This window comes from Psychrobacter sp. KCTC 72983 (genome assembly GCF_014280455.1).
Lineage (GTDB): Bacteria > Pseudomonadota > Gammaproteobacteria > Pseudomonadales > Moraxellaceae > Psychrobacter > Psychrobacter pacificensis.
This window is the reverse complement of sequence record NZ_CP060390.1, coordinates 634,442-651,333: the sequence shown is the minus strand read 5'-3', so window position 1 is coordinate 651,333 and position 16,892 is coordinate 634,442. Positions and strand designations below refer to the sequence as shown.

Below are 16,892 nucleotides of genomic sequence, written 5' to 3'. Positions count from 1 at the left end.
ATTAGCCTGTGAAATGTTGATAACCGGTGAGATTAGGCCACGTAGAGAAGGGGGCAGATTGAGTCGGCGTGACTGGCTGATTTTGATAAAACAACTCAAGACGTGAGTGATTAGGCGATTTGGCATCTGTCGCAATAGAATCTGCGAGCGCAACGATTTCTCCAATACAAGTGATAGGCGTATTAGAAGTAGGTGGTTCAATATGTGCAGGCAAGGTAAACGCCAATTCGTAGTCATCGCCACCCGCTAATTGACATAACAAACGCTCAGATAACTCTACCGTGGCTAGTGACTCGCTACTCGGTAATTGATCTAAATGAATACGCATACTGACTGAGCTTTGCTGACAGATATGTCCAAGATCTTGATAAAGACCGTCAGAGATATCGATCATCGCGGTGGCACCAGTTTTCGCTAATGCTGCACCCAAAGCGATGCGCGGCGTCGGCATGTGCAAGCGATGCGCCAGTTCTATGCCTTGTGCGCTGTCAGGATGCTGTAGCGCATAAGCGGCATCACCAAGGGTGCCTGAGACATAGATTTTATCACCAACTTGTGCCCCTGAGCGATAAACAGCTGGTGTGTCTGCGGCAAGCAATCCTTGCGCACTGACACTCAGCACTAGGCGCTCACTGCGCGTCGTATCACCACCAATCAGCGTTACGCCAAACAGCTGGCAGGCATGAAACAATCCTTTGGCAAATGTCGTGAGCCATTCATGATTCGCTAGACGCTCAGGCAATGCCAACGCTAGCAAAATACTATGTGGGGTAGCGCCCATCGCTGCAATGTCTGACACATTGACCGCGACCGCTTTATAACCAATTTCAAACGCAAGCTTATCTACTTGTGCAAAGTCAGCATGAAAGTGACGCCCTTGAACCAGTGTATCAATACAGCTCACCAAGCGTGATCTTGCTGGCAATGCCATCACAGCCGCGTCATCACCGATACCTTTTTCGATATCCGTTAATGGCGCATGCGTGGCCTGCATCTGTGAGAATATACGCTCAATCAGCTCAAACTCGTTCATAACTAGTCTTAGTCTTTGGTATCGTTAGCGTTTTTCTTGCTCGCCTTGAAGTCACTGATATTGGCACTGGCTTTACTGGCACTACTGCGTTTAACGTTAGCTTTGTTAGCACTGATACGTGGCTTGTTTGATGCAGTTGGTGCATTATCGATCGCGCTTTCTGTTTCAGCAGCCGCTTCGATATTGTCAGCTACCGTTACTTCAGCCGAACTCGCTTCAGCTTGTTTAGCCGCCGCTTTTTGTGACGTACGTAGATTGGCATTGGTATCTGCTTGTACCTCTAAAGCACGCAGCTCGCCAGCCATTTTATCCAGTACCGCATTAATCAGTTTGTGAGCGTCAGTCGCGCCAAAGTGATTATTTAGCTTCATTGCTTCATCGAGTACAACCTTATATGGAATCTCCATACGGTTTTGTAGCTCGTACGCACCAATAAGCAAAATAGCATGTTCAACCGTATCTAACTTATCAACCTCACGATCGAGATACTGACTGATAAGCGCATCTAACGCTTCAATTTGCTCTGGGATATCGCGCATCATTTCGTGATAGTAGCCGATATGGACGGTGTGCATGGCGTTGGTTGCGCGCGTGCGAGCCGCGATATCATGCGGCGCATTGTCTTTCCAGCCAAGCTTGCCATCGACATCAAAGCGGCGGTCGGTGATGAGCCACTCGTATAGACCTTGCATAGCAAAGCGGCGCGCCTTACGGATAGCAGTGTGACTGGTCTTATAAGAAGACTCACTCATATCGAAGGTTTGATCACCTGCACTACTGCTCGCTATACGGGTAGCTTCAGCTTGATTGGCTTGTGCGGTTTTCGCAGCGCTGATAGCGCGCTTGAGTTGGTCAGTCATAGGGGGTCTGTACCTAAATTTTTGAGATGATACCCAGTCAAAATATAAATTAACAAAGTAACTTTTTAGCTTTGTTTATTCAAAATTTTAAAGGGTATAGAAATACGGCGAAAATTCAAAAAATAGCCAGTGTGTTGATAGCTGGCCTGTGCTATAGAATGCTGCTATTACTCAATAGCAGCACCAGTTAGACTAATAAATTTGAGCCTTAAGGCTTAAGCTTCATCGATATCTTCGTCGATGTCTAGCTGTGACAAAACAGCGATCATCTCTAGCACAACCATCGCAGCTTCAGAGCCTTTGTTGCCCGCTTTTGTACCAGAGCGCTCGATAGCTTGCTCGATGCTGTCAGTAGTGATGATACCGTTGGCAACAGGGATATTATAATCCATTGCAACAGCGCTCAAACCTTTGGCCGACTCGCTGGCTACAATATCAAAATGTGGGGTGCTGCCACGGATGATTGCACCCAATGCCACAATGGCGTCAAAACGATCTGATTCCGCAGCGCGCTGGGCCACAAGTGGTAGCTCGAATGCACCAGGAACGCGGATAACAGTAATGTTACTACCCAATACGCCATGACGAAGTAGGGCATCAATCGCACCATCAACCAATGACTCAACGACGAAACCGTTAAAGCGACCGACAACGATACCAATGCGAGCATCAGCATTTTGATGTAGGTTACCATCGATATGAGTCACGTCGTTACGCTGCTGTTGTAAGTTCGACATAAAAAATCCTTTGCTTAATAAGCGTTCAATTAAAATATAGGCGTCAATAAATAGCTAAATAGTCTGATGCGTTCAATCGACTTGGCCGCCTATTGTTTTGGCGTTGCTCTAGTTAATTGAACGAAAATAAATGGTTAGCGCTATGATAGCATTTTTTTGGGTGTTATTTGTATTTTACGAGCGTACTAAAGACGCATCTGTATCCCTTGCGCTGCCATATATTCTTTGGCCTCTTGCACCGTATACTCACCAAAGTGAAAAATACTGGCGGCAAGTACGGCATCGACGCCGCCTTCTAATACGCCTTCTGCCAAATGTTGCAGGTTACCAACGCCGCCTGAGGCAATAACGGGTACATTAACGCGGCTCGTAATCTGCTGCATGAGTGCCAAATCGTAGCCTTTTTTAGTGCCATCACCGTCCATCGAGGTGACTAGTAATTCACCAGCGCCCAGTTCAGCCATTTTGCTCGCCCAAGCGACGGCATCGATACCGGTTGGCTTACGGCCACCATGGGTGAAAATCTCCCAACGCGGCACAGTAACCCCATCGACGTTTATATCGGCGACGCGTTTGGCATCGATGGCCACAACGATACATTGGTTGCCAAACTTCTGCGCAGCTTCACCGACGAACTCAGGCGTAAATACAGCTGCTGAGTTAATTGCCACTTTGTCCGCGCCAGCATTGAGCAAATTACGGATATCAGCGATTTTTCGCACGCCGCCGCCTACGGTGAGTGGCACAAAGACGCTCTCCGCCATACGCTCGACCGTATGATAAGTGGTATCGCGCTCGTCATTAGTCGCAGTAATGTCCAAAAAAGTAATCTCATCAGCGCCTTGTTCATTGTAGCGGCGGGCGACTTCGACAGGGTCGCCTGCATCTTTGATATCGACAAACTGTACGCCTTTGACCACGCGGCCATTGTCAACGTCCAAGCAAGGAATGATACGCTTTGCTAACATAGGGTCTTTCACCTTATAATCAATTCATAGGCGCTAGTCTAGCAAAATCACTGCTATTTCAGGCAGGTTTTCGCAAGATTATTACGCTTTTCACTGTCGTTTTATCGTGCGCGGTACAATTGCTGTCATTACCGCATCAATTTATTCTATCTAACCTCTTTACCCAATTGCTATAAGTGAGATGTCATGTCCGTCTATACCCAGTTAACCGATGATCAGTTTGCCGCCTTTTGCCAAAGCTTTGGCGTGTCATTCGCTCGTGCGGTACCGATCACCCAAGGTATCAAAAACTCAAACTGGTTTATTCAAACGACGGACGATGTCGATGGCGCGCATGCTTATGTGTTTACTTTGTTTGAAGAGCGCCCGCCAGAAGACATCGAAAAAATGGCAGTGATATTAAATCAACTAGATGGCAAGCTGCCGGTCGCTGCCCCGTTGGCACTGGTAGCATTAGGCGCTGATGATAACGCTGATACGAAAAAACGCTATGTCATTCATTATGAGGACAAAGCAATCACCTTGGTGCCGTGCTTGTCTGGCGCGCATCCGCAAGAGACCACGCCTGCGATGTGTCATGAGATTGGCGCGGCGTTAGCGATGCTGCATGAAACCCTGCAAGCGCTACAACCGGCACAAGACTACGGCGTGCCCCTCTATCCGTGGAGCGAGGTGCGCGACCGTGAAATGCAGTTTATGCCCGGCGATGAAGCCAAGCTCATGCGTGATATTTGGCAAGCTTACTCAAACCTACCCCTGACCGACTTACCAAAAGGCTTGTGTCATCTCGATATGTTCGCTGACAATACGCTATGGGACTTGACTAAAGGGCAGGAAAAGCTAACAGGTCTATTGGATTTTACTGAGGTCAGTGTCGAGCACTATGTGATGGATATCGCCATTACCATTAATGATTTTTGTACCACGTGGGGCGTTGCAGAACAAGGCGAATCCGTTAACTTTGACCGCAGTAAAATGGCAGCGTTCTTACAAGGTTATGAGTCGATCCGCCCGCTAAATAACGACGAAAACCGTGCACTACCTGTTATGCTAGCAAAAGCGGCCGTGATTTTTTGGTTATTGCGCCTCAATGTGATTCACTACAACCGTACCGAAGGCCGTACGGGTGATAATATCATGGTTAAGAATCCTGACTTGATGAAACGCTTGGCCGCTTATCATTGGGCGCATGTTGAAAAGTCGCAAAATACTGTATTTGTACTATTAACGAAACCAGACAATCAAATAGTCGGCGTGTTTAGCAGTATCACGCAAGCCGAGCAAGCGCAAGAAACATTAAATAGTAGTGAGTTTGCAATCAAAGAATATACGCTAGATCAATTATCGTAAGCGTTGCTTATTCATTTATTTTAGTACCAATGCTAGTACTAATTTTAGCACCAAAACCTTAGAGGCGACCCTATGACCGATCAAGTTGATAACTGGCACAAACTGGCGCGCTTTGATACCAATATGCAAGGAGAGCTGCATGCCAATCTATTACGTAATAACGGCATAACCGTGTCCTTGCAGCCGCTAAGCGCGATGCCAGGGATGAATTCAGGTATTGTGCTGTGGATACAAGATACCGAGCTGGCGCATGCCAAACGTATCTTGGACAGTATCGATACCGAAGGCGCGACGCCCTATGAGATGTTTGATGAAGGGGCAGAAAATGGCGCAAGCGCGACTGTACATCCTACAAAAAACGACGACCATAACGACAATCATGATGGTGATCTATAAATGTGTCAACTCTTAGGAATGAACTGTAATACCCCAACAGATATTGGCTTTAGCTTTGCAGGATTTCGCAAGCGCGGCGGTATGACGGACAGTCATGAAGATGGCTTTGGTATAGCGTTTTTTGAGCGCAGCGAATGCAGCAATAATGACAAAACCAATGATGAGACGGCAAATGACTCAACGGGTCTGCGTCTGTTTCATGATAATCGTCCAAGCCATTTATCGCCAGTCGCTGATTTGGTTAACAACTATCCAATCAAAGCCATGAACGTCATTGCGCATATTCGTAAAGCGACGCAAGGGCAGAACTGTTTGGCAAATACCCATCCATTCGTCCGTGAAGTCTGGGGCGAGCAGTGGGTATTTGCGCACAATGGACAGATGAATAGCGAATTTATCAAACGCTGTCAGCGCTTGCAAGACAACGGCAATGCCGCACATTGTCAGCCAGTAGGCAGTACTGATTCTGAAATGGCATTCTGCTATTTGGTCAATCGTCTAAAGAGTAGCTTTAAATCGCGTCCTGATGACAAGACGCTGTTTAACTTTTTGACCACGCAATGTCGCTATCTATCGGCCAATGGGCTGTTTAATTGCTTAATATCCAATGGCAGGTGGCAACTGGCGTATGCAGGTAGTTTGTTGTTTTATCTCACGCGCAAAGCGCCATTTGGTGAAGCCAAGCTCGCTGATGATGATATGGCGATTAATTTTAGCGATGTCACCACCGATACCGATAAGGTGACGATTTTGGTGACCGTACCATTGACTGAAAATGAGAAATGGCAGCAGCTCGCCGTCAATGAATGCTTAATATTTCAAGATGGTGACGTCATTTATAAAGACAGCCCAAGTCAGCGTAAATTTTTAACAGTGGACGAAGGCATTGCGATTGCACGGGAAGTTGGGGCGAGTGTTTAGAGGTCAATGGATATCTAACGTTGTTTAAATATAAGCCCCACAACACCGCTTAAATTTCTCACCAGAGCCGCAAATACACGGTTGCTTTTGCGTCACTGTCATCGCAACCGTCGGATCTAAAAAGTACCAGCGTGCATCTTGATTAGTTTTGTTTGTAACCTTTACGAAAGCAGACAACTCGTGGTGCGCTTGTATTTTTCCTGCTAAATCATTTGCATTATCTTTGGTATTAAAATAAGCCTTAAACTCAACCTGTGCATGTCTTTTACCAAGCTTTGGCTTGTGTTCTACAATCTCTAATCCTGCCCAGTCGGTCTCCATCGCCCAACTTTTAATTGCCTGAACGTCAAGCAAGCCTTGCTGCGCAGGTACTGTGGTCTTGACGATATAGTCTGGTTTAATCAATACAAAGGCACTATAGCGCGTACGCATGAGCCGTTCGGCTGTTTCCGCTTTTATATCATCTACTTCTTCATTATAAAAAGCATCATGATAGGGCTGACAGCAGTCTTGATAGGAAAGAGCCGCGTTTGCCGTCTCTGCTGTTGGATTGATTTGGCACGGGCAAGTATGTAGGGAAGGTTGCATGTTTTACTCTAATTTTTGTTTATGCTTAATGATCTTATGATAACTTTATTGCAGCATGCTTTTTATCAACTCTGGCAAGATACCGACTTTGAGCTGCGCCCATGCAGAAGGGTCGCTCAGTCGTAACCAAAACATCTCAAAAGGCGGGGCGACATATACCAGTAGAGCAAGGATAGTGTATAAGAGCAGGTACCACCATTTGTCTTTCGGCTGATAAAACTTCATCGCCGTACCCGATGAGCGCTTCATTTTCATATTGGACAAATTGACGCTATATAGCTCGTCCAATGACAAATGCACCATCGCGCCACCAAATAAAAACAGACCATAAAACCAACTGGTTGTCAGTGGTAGGTGCAGACCATAATAGCTTAGACAGGTTAACCCCAGTCCGAGTATCGCCATATAGGGCACAGAATGGATAACGCCGCGATGCACCGTCATGGTGGTAAAGATATGAAAGATCACATAACGCATAAAACCATACCCCGCGAGCCATAATGCGATCAATGCGAGCAAACTCAGATCGCTACGCCAATGCATGACCAGACCAAAAGCAAAGACAAACGAGGTGATATTAAAACCGAGCTTAATCGGTGTTGAATTATCTGAATCCAAATCTGGTAGTAATCCACCGATAGTACCAAGCGCCACGCATACTAAAAACCCTGAATCATCAATCAAGCCTGCCTTATAAACCGTCAAACTCAGAGTGCCGCTGACCATAAAAGCGACATTTAAGTGGGTATTAAAATTTGCCATAAAACTCATTCATCCATAGCGCTCAAAAAGTCCTTTCGAGCGGTGCATCTAGCTGTAAAAAAGCGCCCCATGATACCATAGAGTAGCCAGACATCTAACAGAGATAGCCTTTAAGAGATAGCGCTTATGCCTGCCAGTGATTTACCTACCAAACCTGATTCTACCGCCTGTATTGAGCCGCCGTCTAAAATAGAGGGCACACTTGATAACAGCTTTGCTGAGATTGATTGGCAAGCGCCGTGGCTGTTGCACATTACTCAACAACATTACTTGAGCACCACTATTGAGCGCCTTAGTAGACCAAGTCAGCAGATGAATAGCTTAAGTGAATCGGATAATTTAGATGAGCAGTATGTAGATGCTTCTTACATCAGCACGCCTGACACGATTGCCAACGTCTTAAAAACGGCGATGCAGCAGCAGGCCAATCATTTAGAACAGCCATTACCGCAGACCAAACCTACCCATAACCAAACGCCTCAAACGCTACAGTTTGTCTCTCAAAATGCATTGCCTGAAGGGGAGGCTTACGAGTATTTCATCGGTACAACTGGCAACATTCCGACGCGTGACAACTTGCATGACCTATTTAATGGCAGCATTTGGCTGACCTTTCCTAAGACCAAAGCAGTGCTGAATTATTACCACATGCTGGAAATCGCCAAACAAGGCATCAGTGAGCGCCGAGGGCGTGTGCGCGACACTATTACGGTGTTTGATGAGAATGGGGCAGTGCTGGTCACTGCAGACCCTAATATTGGTGAGGCATTGGTTGATTTCGACTGGCAGTCAAGTTTGGTGAGACCCCGTGATAAATGGGACGATCCAACACAGCCTGATGACAGCGCTCAGGCAGCCGTGTATATCTTTGGGCATGCCTTGCTAGAGCAGTTACTCTATCCGCGCAAACCCTTATGTGCGCACAGCATTGTCATCCATGTGAGCCAACGTTTCTTTACCCTACCATTAGCTGAGCGTATACGTTTTTTGGATGACAAAGTTGCCGAATACATGGACACATTATTATCAAAAGATGAGGTGACACCGCGTCAGCTTGCGCCATTGCCAATCTTAGGTGTGCCGCATTTCTGGGCAGAAAATGCAGTGCCTGATTTTTATGAAGACAGCTATGTATTTCGCAGTGGTCGACGCCAAAAAAATAAAAAGGAATGAGTCACTCAAGATTGGCTAGCCAAACCTTTGGTACGTTTACGATTGTGCCACGATTTGACAACGTCCAGACGTTAACAAAGCCTCATATGTTTGTTATGGTAAAAGGACGTTTCTGTTAAACAGGAAAGAGATGGTTATCTCTTTTGTTAACACAGAGTCACATCAGACCGTTTTATTAAACTGCTCTGCTGATTAAAGATATATCGATCATCTATTGAGCCACCCGTTATACATAAACTTATAATAATTTATGTCTAGGATCTATAACAACGATAAGGAAGCTATCATGAGTGATATTTTTAATGTAAAAGACACCCTTTCAGTTGCTGGCAAGGAACATGCCTACTACAGCCTGCCCAAACTTACCGAAACTTACGAGCATATCAAAACGCTACCATTTTGTATGAAGGTCGTGTTAGAGAATCTACTGCGTAACGAAGACGGTGGTCAGTCAGTCGGCAAAAACCATATCGAAGCGGTTGCCAATTGGGATGCAGGCGCCGAGGCGTCAAAAGAAATCGCCTTTATGCCAGCGCGTGTGGTATTGCAGGATTTTACCGGTGTGCCCTCAGTCGTTGATTTGGCTGCGATGCGTGATGCAGTGGTCGAGCTTGGAGGTCGTGCTGAGCAAATCAACCCCTTTATCCCCAGTGAGCTGGTCGTTGACCACTCGGTACAAGTGGATGCTTATGGCCGTGAGGATGCGCTGGATCTCAACGAAAAGATTGAGTTTAAGCGTAATAATGAGCGTTATGAGTTCTTACATTGGGGCCGTAATGCCTTTGAGAACTTTGTCGTTGTCCCGCCCGCGACCGGTATTGTGCATCAGGTCAACCTTGAGTATTTAGCGCGCGTCGTGATGGCAGCGGATGTTGATGGCGAGCTGATGGCGTATCCAGATACGGTATTTGGTACCGACAGTCATACCACGATGATTAATGGTATTGGCGTACTGGGTTGGGGTGTGGGTGGTATTGAGGCCGAAGCGGCGATGCTGGGTCAACCGTCATCTATGCTGATTCCGCAAGTGGTCGGCTTTGAGCTGACTGGCGAGCTAACTGAAGGTGTTACCGCGACCGATTTAGTATTACGTGTCGTTGAGATGCTGCGTGCACATGGCGTAGTGGGCAAGTTCGTCGAGTTTTATGGCGAAGGCTTGCACAGTATGCCACTTGCAGATCGTGCCACGATTGCTAATATGGCACCAGAGTACGGTGCAACTTGTGGTATTTTCCCAATTGACCAAATGGCGATTGATTATCTGCGTCTATCAGGTCGCGAAGAAGCGCAGATTGAACTGGTCGAAAAATATGCTAAAGCGCAAGGTTTATGGCACGATGCCGATACGCCAGCGGCGACTTATTCGAGCAAGCTAGAGCTCGATCTGTCCTCTGTCCAGCCAGCACTGGCAGGCCCTAATCTGCCACAGCAGCGCATTAACTTAGCGGATATGCACGAAAAATTCGGCGAAACGCTTAAGAAGATGACCAAGGACCGCAAGGCAGAAGTTGAAGGCAAAGTACGCTTTGATCAAGAAGGCGGCGAGCAAGAGCAAGCGGAACACTTGGCAGCTGAACCCAACATCGACGTTGATACCGAAACTGACGATAGCAAAGGCTACCAGCCAGCCAATAACGTGTTCTCAAGCGTTAATATTGACGACAAAGAGCACAAATTGCGCGATGGTTCCGTGGTGATTGCCGCTATTACCTCTTGTACCAACACCTCAAATCCAGCCGTTATGATTGGTGCTGGATTGGTCGCCAAAAAGGCCGCTGCCAAAGGCCTCAAAGCCAAGCCTTGGGTTAAGACCTCATTGGCGCCCGGCTCAAAAGTAGTGACGGATTACTTAGAAAAAACCAAACTGATGGATGAGCTAGAAAAAACAGGCTTTTATCTCGTTGGTTATGGTTGCACCACGTGTATCGGTAACTCAGGGCCGCTTCCTGATGTGATCGAAAAAGGCATCGAAGAGAACGATTTAGTCGCCTCAGCGGTGCTCTCTGGTAACCGTAACTTCGAAGGTCGTATTCACTCACACGTCAAGGCCAGCTACCTAGCATCGCCGCCATTGGTTGTCGCTTATGCCTTAGCAGGTACAGTCGATATTGACTTGACTACCCACCCACTCGGTCAAGATCAAGACGGCAACGATGTGTACTTAAAAGACATTTGGCCAACGTCAGATGAGATCAACGAGCTGATTGCCAATAATATCGATGCTGATATGTTCCGTAAAAACTATGGTGAAGTGTTCGATGGTAGTAAAGAGTGGAACGCGATTAGCTCAGCCGATAGTCAGCTATATCCATGGGATGAAGGCTCAACGTACATCAAAAACCCACCGTTCTTTGATGGTATGACCATGGAGCCAGAAGGTATCCCTGATATCGAAGGCGCGCGTATCTTAGGTCTATTCGGTGACTCAATCACCACCGACCATATCTCACCTGCAGGCAATATTGATCCAAATTCACCAGCAGGTAAGTACCTGCAAGAGCGCGGCGTCATGGAAGCGGACTTCAACAGTTATGGCTCACGCCGTGGTAATGATGCAGTCATGACCCGTGGTACCTTTGCCAATATCCGTATCAAAAACCAAATGATGGGCGGCAAAGAAGGCGGTTATACCTATTACTTCAAAGATGACAAGTCGACGCTACAAGATGGCGAAGAAATGGCCATCTATGATGCAGCGATGAAGTATAAAGAAGATAAGCGTCCACTCGTCGTCCTCGGTGGGGCGGAGTATGGCTCAGGCTCTAGCCGTGACTGGGCAGCGAAGGGTACGATTTTGCTTGGTGTCAAAGCGGTACTCACCACCTCATTCGAGCGTATTCACCGCTCAAACCTCGTCGGTATGGGCGTGCTGCCATTGACTTTCAAAGATGGCGAAGACGCTCAAACCTACAAGCTCGATGGCTCTGAAGTGCTGAGCATCACTGGCCTAAACAATGGCGAGAGCAAAACCGCTCAAGTCACTGCCACCCGCGCCGATGGCTCGACTGAAACCTTTGAGGTCAATGTCGGTCTACAGACACCAAAAGAGCGCGAATACGTACGTCATGGCGGCGTACTGCACTATGTATTACGTCAGCTAGCGGCGGAGAGTAAGAGCGCTGCTTAGTGGTTCGTTAGACTTACAACGAAAAAGCCCAGTCTCCTTAATGTAGGGGATTGGGCTTTTTTATGGGTAGTTAGATTTTATAGAAAGTAGCTTATTTGGACATTTATAGCAGCTTTTTTAACCCTTCTCAGTCAATAGCTTAACCCCCAAACCAATAAAAACCACGCCGCTTATTTTATTTAACAGAACTTCGATAGCTGGGTTTTTTCTTAAGTTGGCACTAAATCTTGATGCCAATAAAGCAAGGCACAAACACCATACAAAGCCCGTCAGCGCAAAACTCAATCCTAAGATCAGAAATGACAAGGCGCTATGAGCATAGCTAGGATCGATAAACTGCGGAAAAAATGCGAGGAAGAATAGCGCGACTTTTGGGTTAAAGACATTGGTTAATACGCCCTGTTTGTATATTTGCCAGTGCGCTATAGAGTTGGCAGGTGCAGATGGGCTGCTTTTTGGTAAATGATTTGCCAGTAAAGAAGGCTGCTTGCTCATCAGCATTTTTATACCCAGATAGCATAAGTAGCTGGCACCGATATATTTTACAACCGTAAAGGCCAGAGGCGAGTTGATCAAAATGATCGATAGACCCAATGCGGCGAATACCGTGTGTACCAAGATGCCTGAAATGATACCGAGGACAGAATAAAACCCTGCTGCGCTGCCATGTGAGACGCTGCGGGTAATGATATACATCGTATCGGTGCCTGGAGTGAGATTTAACAAAATCGCCGCCAAGACAAAGCCCAGATAGTTTTCGATACCGAACATGGCTCATACTTCCTTGTGATAGCAATAATAGGGGAGTGTTTTATTTATCGTTTATTTCGTAGTTTACCTGGTATCGGTCGTCATGAGCAGCTCATATCGATGATTTTTATAAACGACAAACGAAAAAAATCCCAGTCACTGGATGATGACTGGGATTTTTTAGTGTTCGCTTATTAGTCTAACCTGATGCTAAGCAAAAGTGCTAATAAGTGACGCCGAATAGTGGCGTCCCCAGGGGGATTCGAACCCCCGTTACCGCCGTGAAAGGGCGGTGTCCTAGGCCTCTAGACGATGGGGACGCATAGAGTGTTATAACCTATGGTTATAACGGTACTTCACAATATCAGAGCGCTTATTTATTAATAAGCCTTGCCTAGGTGCTGACATTGTTCTCAAAGCAATATTTATCCGTTGAGCGATAAATAGTATGGTGGAGCTAAACGGAGTCGAACCGTTGACCCCTTGCATGCCATGCAAGTGCTCTACCAACTGAGCTATAGCCCCTCGCTAAGAGTGTGCGTATTTTAGGTAAGACCAGCAGTCTTGTCAACCGATATTTTTAAAAAAATGCATAAATATGCAAAAAAAAGCGTTTTAGCCTATTTTAAAGGCCCAAGAAGTCCAAATTAGCGTAGATTTTGCTTAAGCGCGATCTCTTTAATGGCTTTATCGGTATAAAACTCTGCTTCGCTGCCATCAGACAAAATAATCGCACAGCATTCGGTTGGCACATATTGACCGCCTTTTTCTCGGATCGTTCTGATACTTTTGACCCCAATGATGTCATATTTGCCTAATTTATCTAGATTATGCTTGGTATAACCGCAGTAAGTGCGGTATATCCATTTTAAATCTTCAAAATCCCGACCTGTGGTTTGGGTAAGGTTTGTCTCAAAAAGCTCTTTTACGATGGCATCGTAGTATTTTTGCGCTTCTTTTAGAGTGTTAAACACATAATCTTTGCTTTCTATCGTGACGGTTTTGGCGGCCATGTTTATTTCCAATTAAAAATTTGATGATATGGAAGTAGCCGTATTGACTAACAACAAAAAAAGGGTCAGAGATGGCTTGACCCTTTTACATTCGACAAGTTTCGCTAATTAACTGTTTAGTAGATAAGTTATTCAGCTTCTGAATTACTCAGCAGCAGCCAAAAAATCTGGCAACTCTGCCGCCTGCTTCTCAAGTTTTTTCAGTTTCTTTTTGCCAAGACCGCCGAGTACATCAACCGCATGGCGCAAGCGCGTCAAGGTCATATCCGCACCGATAATCGCCATCGAGTTCATAACGGGCGTCGATGAGGTGCTACCCGCAATCGCGATAAAGAACGGCGCCATAAAATCGCGCATCTTGATATCGAGGTGAGCGGCGAGGCCTTTTAGCGTGGTATAGATGTTTTCCTCCGACCACGTCGGCAGGGTCTCAAGCTGCCAAAGCGCCAGTTGTAGCAGCTCGATGATTTGCTCAGGCTCAAGCGATTTATGGGTGAAGCTCTCAGCGGTGATGTCTGGCAGGTTTTGGAAATAAAAGCCGCCCCAGTTGACCGCGTCAGACAACAGCTCGATGCGTGGCTGAATCGCAGCGGCGATAGCGGTCAGCTTGTCACTGTTACTGGCCCATTCAAGGATTTTATTTTTTAGCTCTTCAGGGCTAAGCGCACGTAGCCACTCGCTATTGACCCAGTTAAGCTTTTCGATATCGAAGATAGGACCACCAAGCGACACACGCTGAATATCAAAGCTTGCAATCATCTCATCTAAGGTAAATTTCTCAGCATCATTGGGCATGGAGTAACCCATACGACCCAGATAGTTGAGCAACGCTTCAGGCAGCACGCCTGCATCACGATAGTAAGTGATAGAGGTTGGGTTTTTACGCTTAGACAGTTTTGATTTGTCAGGGTTACGCAGTAGTGGCATATGGCAGAGTGTTGGCATTTCCCAACCAAAATAATCATACAGCAGTTGATGCTTGGGCGCAGAGTTCAGCCACTCTTCACCGCGCATGACGTGAGTGATTTCCATCAAGTGGTCATCGACGACGTTGGCGAGATGATAGGTTGGCATACCGTCGGTTTTTAGCAGTACTTGCATGTCGACTTGGGTCCAAGGGAACTCAACTGTACCGCGTAGCATGTCTTGTACCTGACAGGTGCCTTCGGTCGGCACGCGCATACGAATCACGTGTGGTTTGCCCACGCTTACTAATTGCTCGGTTTTTTCTGGAGCAAGATGTGCGCAGCGACCGTCATAACGCGGCGTCTCGCCATTGGCCATTTGCTCAGCGCGCATGGCATCGAGCTCTTCAGGGGTACAAAAACAGCGGAACGCATGGTCTTTTTCTATGAGTATCTCGGCGTGTTTTTTGTAGATATCACTACGCTCGCTCTGACGATAAGGGGCGTGCGGGCCGCCAATATCTGGACCCTCGCTCCAGTCTAGGCCAACCCAGTGCAAGGCATCCAAAATCATTTGCTCTGATTGCTCAGTCGAGCGCGTCTGATCAGTGTCTTCGATACGTAGGATGAATTCGCCGCCATGTGCTTTGGCAAAAGCCAAGTTAAATAGGGCAATATAGGCAGTACCTACGTGTGGAAAGCCCGTGGGTGAAGGTGCGATACGCGTGCGTACAGGGCGCTTGCTGTCAGTAGAGGTTTGCATGATAAAAGTCTCAAAGTTTACTATCAATATAGGCTATTAGTATAAATAGCGATGAAAGATATGAAGAGGGTGCTAAGAAATAGCGTAAAATATAGCGCTAGTATAACAGAGACATGTGATATTTTTAATGAAAAGCCCTTCTAGTGCTTGACTACCCGTGTATCCTTGCGATAATAATGCTAGGCAAGTCATAACTTGTTTATTTTCATCCAATTACTGGCCAGTATGGTCGTCATCTATTGAGTTGTTTGTGTCCCTATCAAAGTCTACGCCAAAATCGAAAGCCAGTCTTGCTCCCACTGACCGCACTGAATCAGCGCCCAGTCCATTCTCTAATGAGGATGTCACCATGCAAGATGAACCCCTAAACCCGACTCAATCCGATAGTGAGCGTGATATCACGTCTGATGAATTAAGTTTTGTCCATGATGCGGTACTGCTAGAGGAGACCGTCGCTGCCGTGCTAGGGGTAAAATCCCTACCCAAGCAAAAAGACGGCGACCAAAATGGCTTAAATATAAGCGGTATATACGTTGATGCGACCTTTGGTCGTGGCGGTCATAGCAGGTTACTATTAAGTCAGCTTGCCGATGACGCCACACTGATTGTCTTTGACAAAGATCCGACAGCCATTAGTGTGGCGCAGGAATTGGCAAGTAAAGACAGCCGTGTGCATGTGGTTCATGACAGCTTTGCAACGTTGACAGATAGTCTGGCTGCTATGGGCATTAGTGAAGTGGATGGCTTGATGGCGGATTTGGGTATTTCATCACCGCAAATTGATGATGGTAGCCGCGGTTTTAGCTTTATGCGCGATGGGGCAGTGGACATGCGTATGGATACCAGTCGCGGCCAGTCAGTTGCCGAGTGGCTTGAGCAGGTTGACGATGAGACATTGGCCAATGTGCTTTATGAATTTGGTGAAGAGCGTCATAGTCGCCGTATTGCGCGCGCTATCAAACAGATGGAGAGCTACGAGTCTACGCTTGAGCTGGCAGAGGTAATCAAAGAGGCGCATCCCAATTGGCAACGCGGTAAGCACCCAGCCACGCAAAGCTTTCAGGCCATGCGTATTTTTATTAATAATGAGCTGGGCGATGTTGACGAATTTTTAGCGCAAAGTATTGCTATCTTGAAGTCAGGCGGGCAGCTTGCGGTCATTAGCTTTCATTCATTAGAAGATCGCCGCATCAAGCAGTTTTTGCAGCGACATAGCAAAGGGCAATATCCAGAAGATGAAAATCTACCGATGCTGCCCAATCGTCCGCGCTATTTTAGCAAGCCAAAACGCGTTGGCCCCAGCAAAGCTGAAACGAGCCAAAACCCGCGCGCGCGCAGTGCATGGTTGCGTATGGCAACTCGCACCGACACAGAGTATCAGCAGACAGTCGCGCCATAAATCATGGATGAAAACACTGAGTAAATCGCATATGATTGCTATTGTTTGTCTGAATGATGCATAAATGTCTTAATCGCTACGCCACTGTTAAAAAGCTGTAAATATTGTCTGTTAGGCTCAGCAAATAATTTTCCGTCATTTATTAGT

The 16,892-nt window shown here is 46.7% G+C and carries 14 protein-coding genes, 2 tRNA genes and 1 pseudogene; 6 read left to right on the top strand and 11 right to left on the bottom strand.

Annotation, left to right across the window (positions count from 1 at the left end):
- Nucleotide 1: 1 nt before the first annotated feature.
- The 4 genes and pseudogenes from thiL to hisF form a co-directional block, all read right to left on the bottom strand.
- The gene (gene thiL / locus PSBA01_RS02705; protein ID WP_186474983.1) at nucleotides 2-1,033 is read right to left on the bottom strand and encodes a thiamine-phosphate kinase; all 1,032 of its coding nucleotides are present in this window, start codon (nucleotides 1,031-1,033) and stop codon (nucleotides 2-4) included.
- 29 nt (nucleotides 1,034-1,062) lie between these two features.
- A pseudogene (gene nusB, locus PSBA01_RS02700) lies at nucleotides 1,063-1,893 on the bottom strand (transcription antitermination factor NusB); the annotation flags it as partial.
- A 215-nt stretch (nucleotides 1,894-2,108) separates the two neighbouring features.
- Complete coding sequence (gene ribE, locus PSBA01_RS02695) at nucleotides 2,109-2,630, bottom strand: 6,7-dimethyl-8-ribityllumazine synthase (RefSeq protein ID WP_186474981.1); 522 nt, start codon at nucleotides 2,628-2,630, stop codon at nucleotides 2,109-2,111.
- A gap of 185 nt (nucleotides 2,631-2,815) precedes the next feature.
- The gene (gene hisF / locus PSBA01_RS02690; RefSeq protein WP_186474980.1) at nucleotides 2,816-3,598 is read right to left on the bottom strand and encodes an imidazole glycerol phosphate synthase subunit HisF; all 783 of its coding nucleotides are present in this window, start codon (nucleotides 3,596-3,598) and stop codon (nucleotides 2,816-2,818) included.
- Nucleotides 3,599-3,784: 186 nt separating this feature from the next.
- On the opposite strand from hisF, the gene PSBA01_RS02685 reads away from it, so the two are divergent.
- The 3 genes from PSBA01_RS02685 (at nucleotide 3,785) to PSBA01_RS02675 (ending at nucleotide 6,265) form a co-directional block, all read left to right on the top strand.
- Nucleotides 3,785-4,948, top strand: a complete 1,164-nt coding sequence (locus PSBA01_RS02685) for a homoserine kinase (protein WP_186474979.1) — start codon at nucleotides 3,785-3,787, stop codon at nucleotides 4,946-4,948.
- A gap of 72 nt (nucleotides 4,949-5,020) precedes the next feature.
- The gene (locus PSBA01_RS02680; RefSeq protein ID WP_228724623.1) at nucleotides 5,021-5,344 is read left to right on the top strand and encodes a hypothetical protein; all 324 of its coding nucleotides are present in this window, start codon (nucleotides 5,021-5,023) and stop codon (nucleotides 5,342-5,344) included.
- On the top strand, nucleotides 5,345-6,265 hold the full coding sequence (locus PSBA01_RS02675; protein ID WP_186474978.1) for a class II glutamine amidotransferase: 921 nt from the start codon (nucleotides 5,345-5,347) through the stop codon (nucleotides 6,263-6,265).
- 24 nt (nucleotides 6,266-6,289) lie between these two features.
- Here PSBA01_RS02675 and PSBA01_RS02670 read toward each other — a convergent pair whose 3' ends face one another.
- Together PSBA01_RS02670 and PSBA01_RS02665 are read right to left on the bottom strand one after the other, a co-directional pair.
- The gene (locus PSBA01_RS02670) at nucleotides 6,290-6,853 is read right to left on the bottom strand and encodes a YchJ family protein (protein WP_186474977.1); all 564 of its coding nucleotides are present in this window, start codon (nucleotides 6,851-6,853) and stop codon (nucleotides 6,290-6,292) included.
- 45 nt (nucleotides 6,854-6,898) lie between these two features.
- Complete coding sequence (locus PSBA01_RS02665) at nucleotides 6,899-7,615, bottom strand: metal-dependent hydrolase (RefSeq protein WP_186474976.1); 717 nt, start codon at nucleotides 7,613-7,615, stop codon at nucleotides 6,899-6,901.
- Between the two features lie 126 nt (nucleotides 7,616-7,741).
- On the opposite strand from PSBA01_RS02665, the gene PSBA01_RS02660 reads away from it, so the two are divergent.
- Both PSBA01_RS02660 and acnA read left to right on the top strand, forming a co-directional pair.
- A complete protein-coding gene (locus PSBA01_RS02660; RefSeq protein WP_186474975.1) occupies nucleotides 7,742-8,788 on the top strand; it encodes a DUF3025 domain-containing protein in 1,047 nt (348 codons plus the stop codon).
- Between the two features lie 286 nt (nucleotides 8,789-9,074).
- Complete coding sequence (acnA, locus tag PSBA01_RS02655) at nucleotides 9,075-11,915, top strand: aconitate hydratase AcnA (protein ID WP_186474974.1); 2,841 nt, start codon at nucleotides 9,075-9,077, stop codon at nucleotides 11,913-11,915.
- A 117-nt stretch (nucleotides 11,916-12,032) separates the two neighbouring features.
- On the opposite strand, the gene PSBA01_RS02650 is transcribed toward acnA, so the two are convergent.
- The 5 genes from PSBA01_RS02650 to gltX form a co-directional block, all read right to left on the bottom strand.
- Nucleotides 12,033-12,686: a LysE family translocator gene (locus PSBA01_RS02650; RefSeq protein ID WP_186474973.1), complete on the bottom strand. Its 654-nt coding sequence runs from the start codon at nucleotides 12,684-12,686 to the stop codon at nucleotides 12,033-12,035.
- 223 nt (nucleotides 12,687-12,909) lie between these two features.
- A tRNA-Glu gene (locus PSBA01_RS02645) sits at nucleotides 12,910-12,985 on the bottom strand.
- Nucleotides 12,986-13,114: 129 nt separating this feature from the next.
- Nucleotides 13,115-13,190 (bottom strand) — tRNA-Ala (locus tag PSBA01_RS02640).
- 122 nt (nucleotides 13,191-13,312) lie between these two features.
- Nucleotides 13,313-13,678, bottom strand: coding sequence for a hypothetical protein (locus PSBA01_RS02635; protein WP_186474972.1), 366 nt, complete (start codon nucleotides 13,676-13,678; stop codon nucleotides 13,313-13,315).
- Nucleotides 13,679-13,822: 144 nt separating this feature from the next.
- Nucleotides 13,823-15,349, bottom strand: coding sequence for a glutamate--tRNA ligase (gltX, locus tag PSBA01_RS02630; RefSeq protein WP_186475412.1), 1,527 nt, complete (start codon nucleotides 15,347-15,349; stop codon nucleotides 13,823-13,825).
- Between the two features lie 346 nt (nucleotides 15,350-15,695).
- Between gltX and rsmH the strand changes: the two genes are divergently transcribed.
- Nucleotides 15,696-16,745 (top strand): 16S rRNA (cytosine(1402)-N(4))-methyltransferase RsmH, encoded by a 1,050-nt coding sequence (gene rsmH, locus PSBA01_RS02625; protein ID WP_071002755.1) that lies wholly within the window; start codon nucleotides 15,696-15,698, stop codon nucleotides 16,743-16,745.
- Nucleotides 16,746-16,892: the final 147 nt, after the last annotated feature.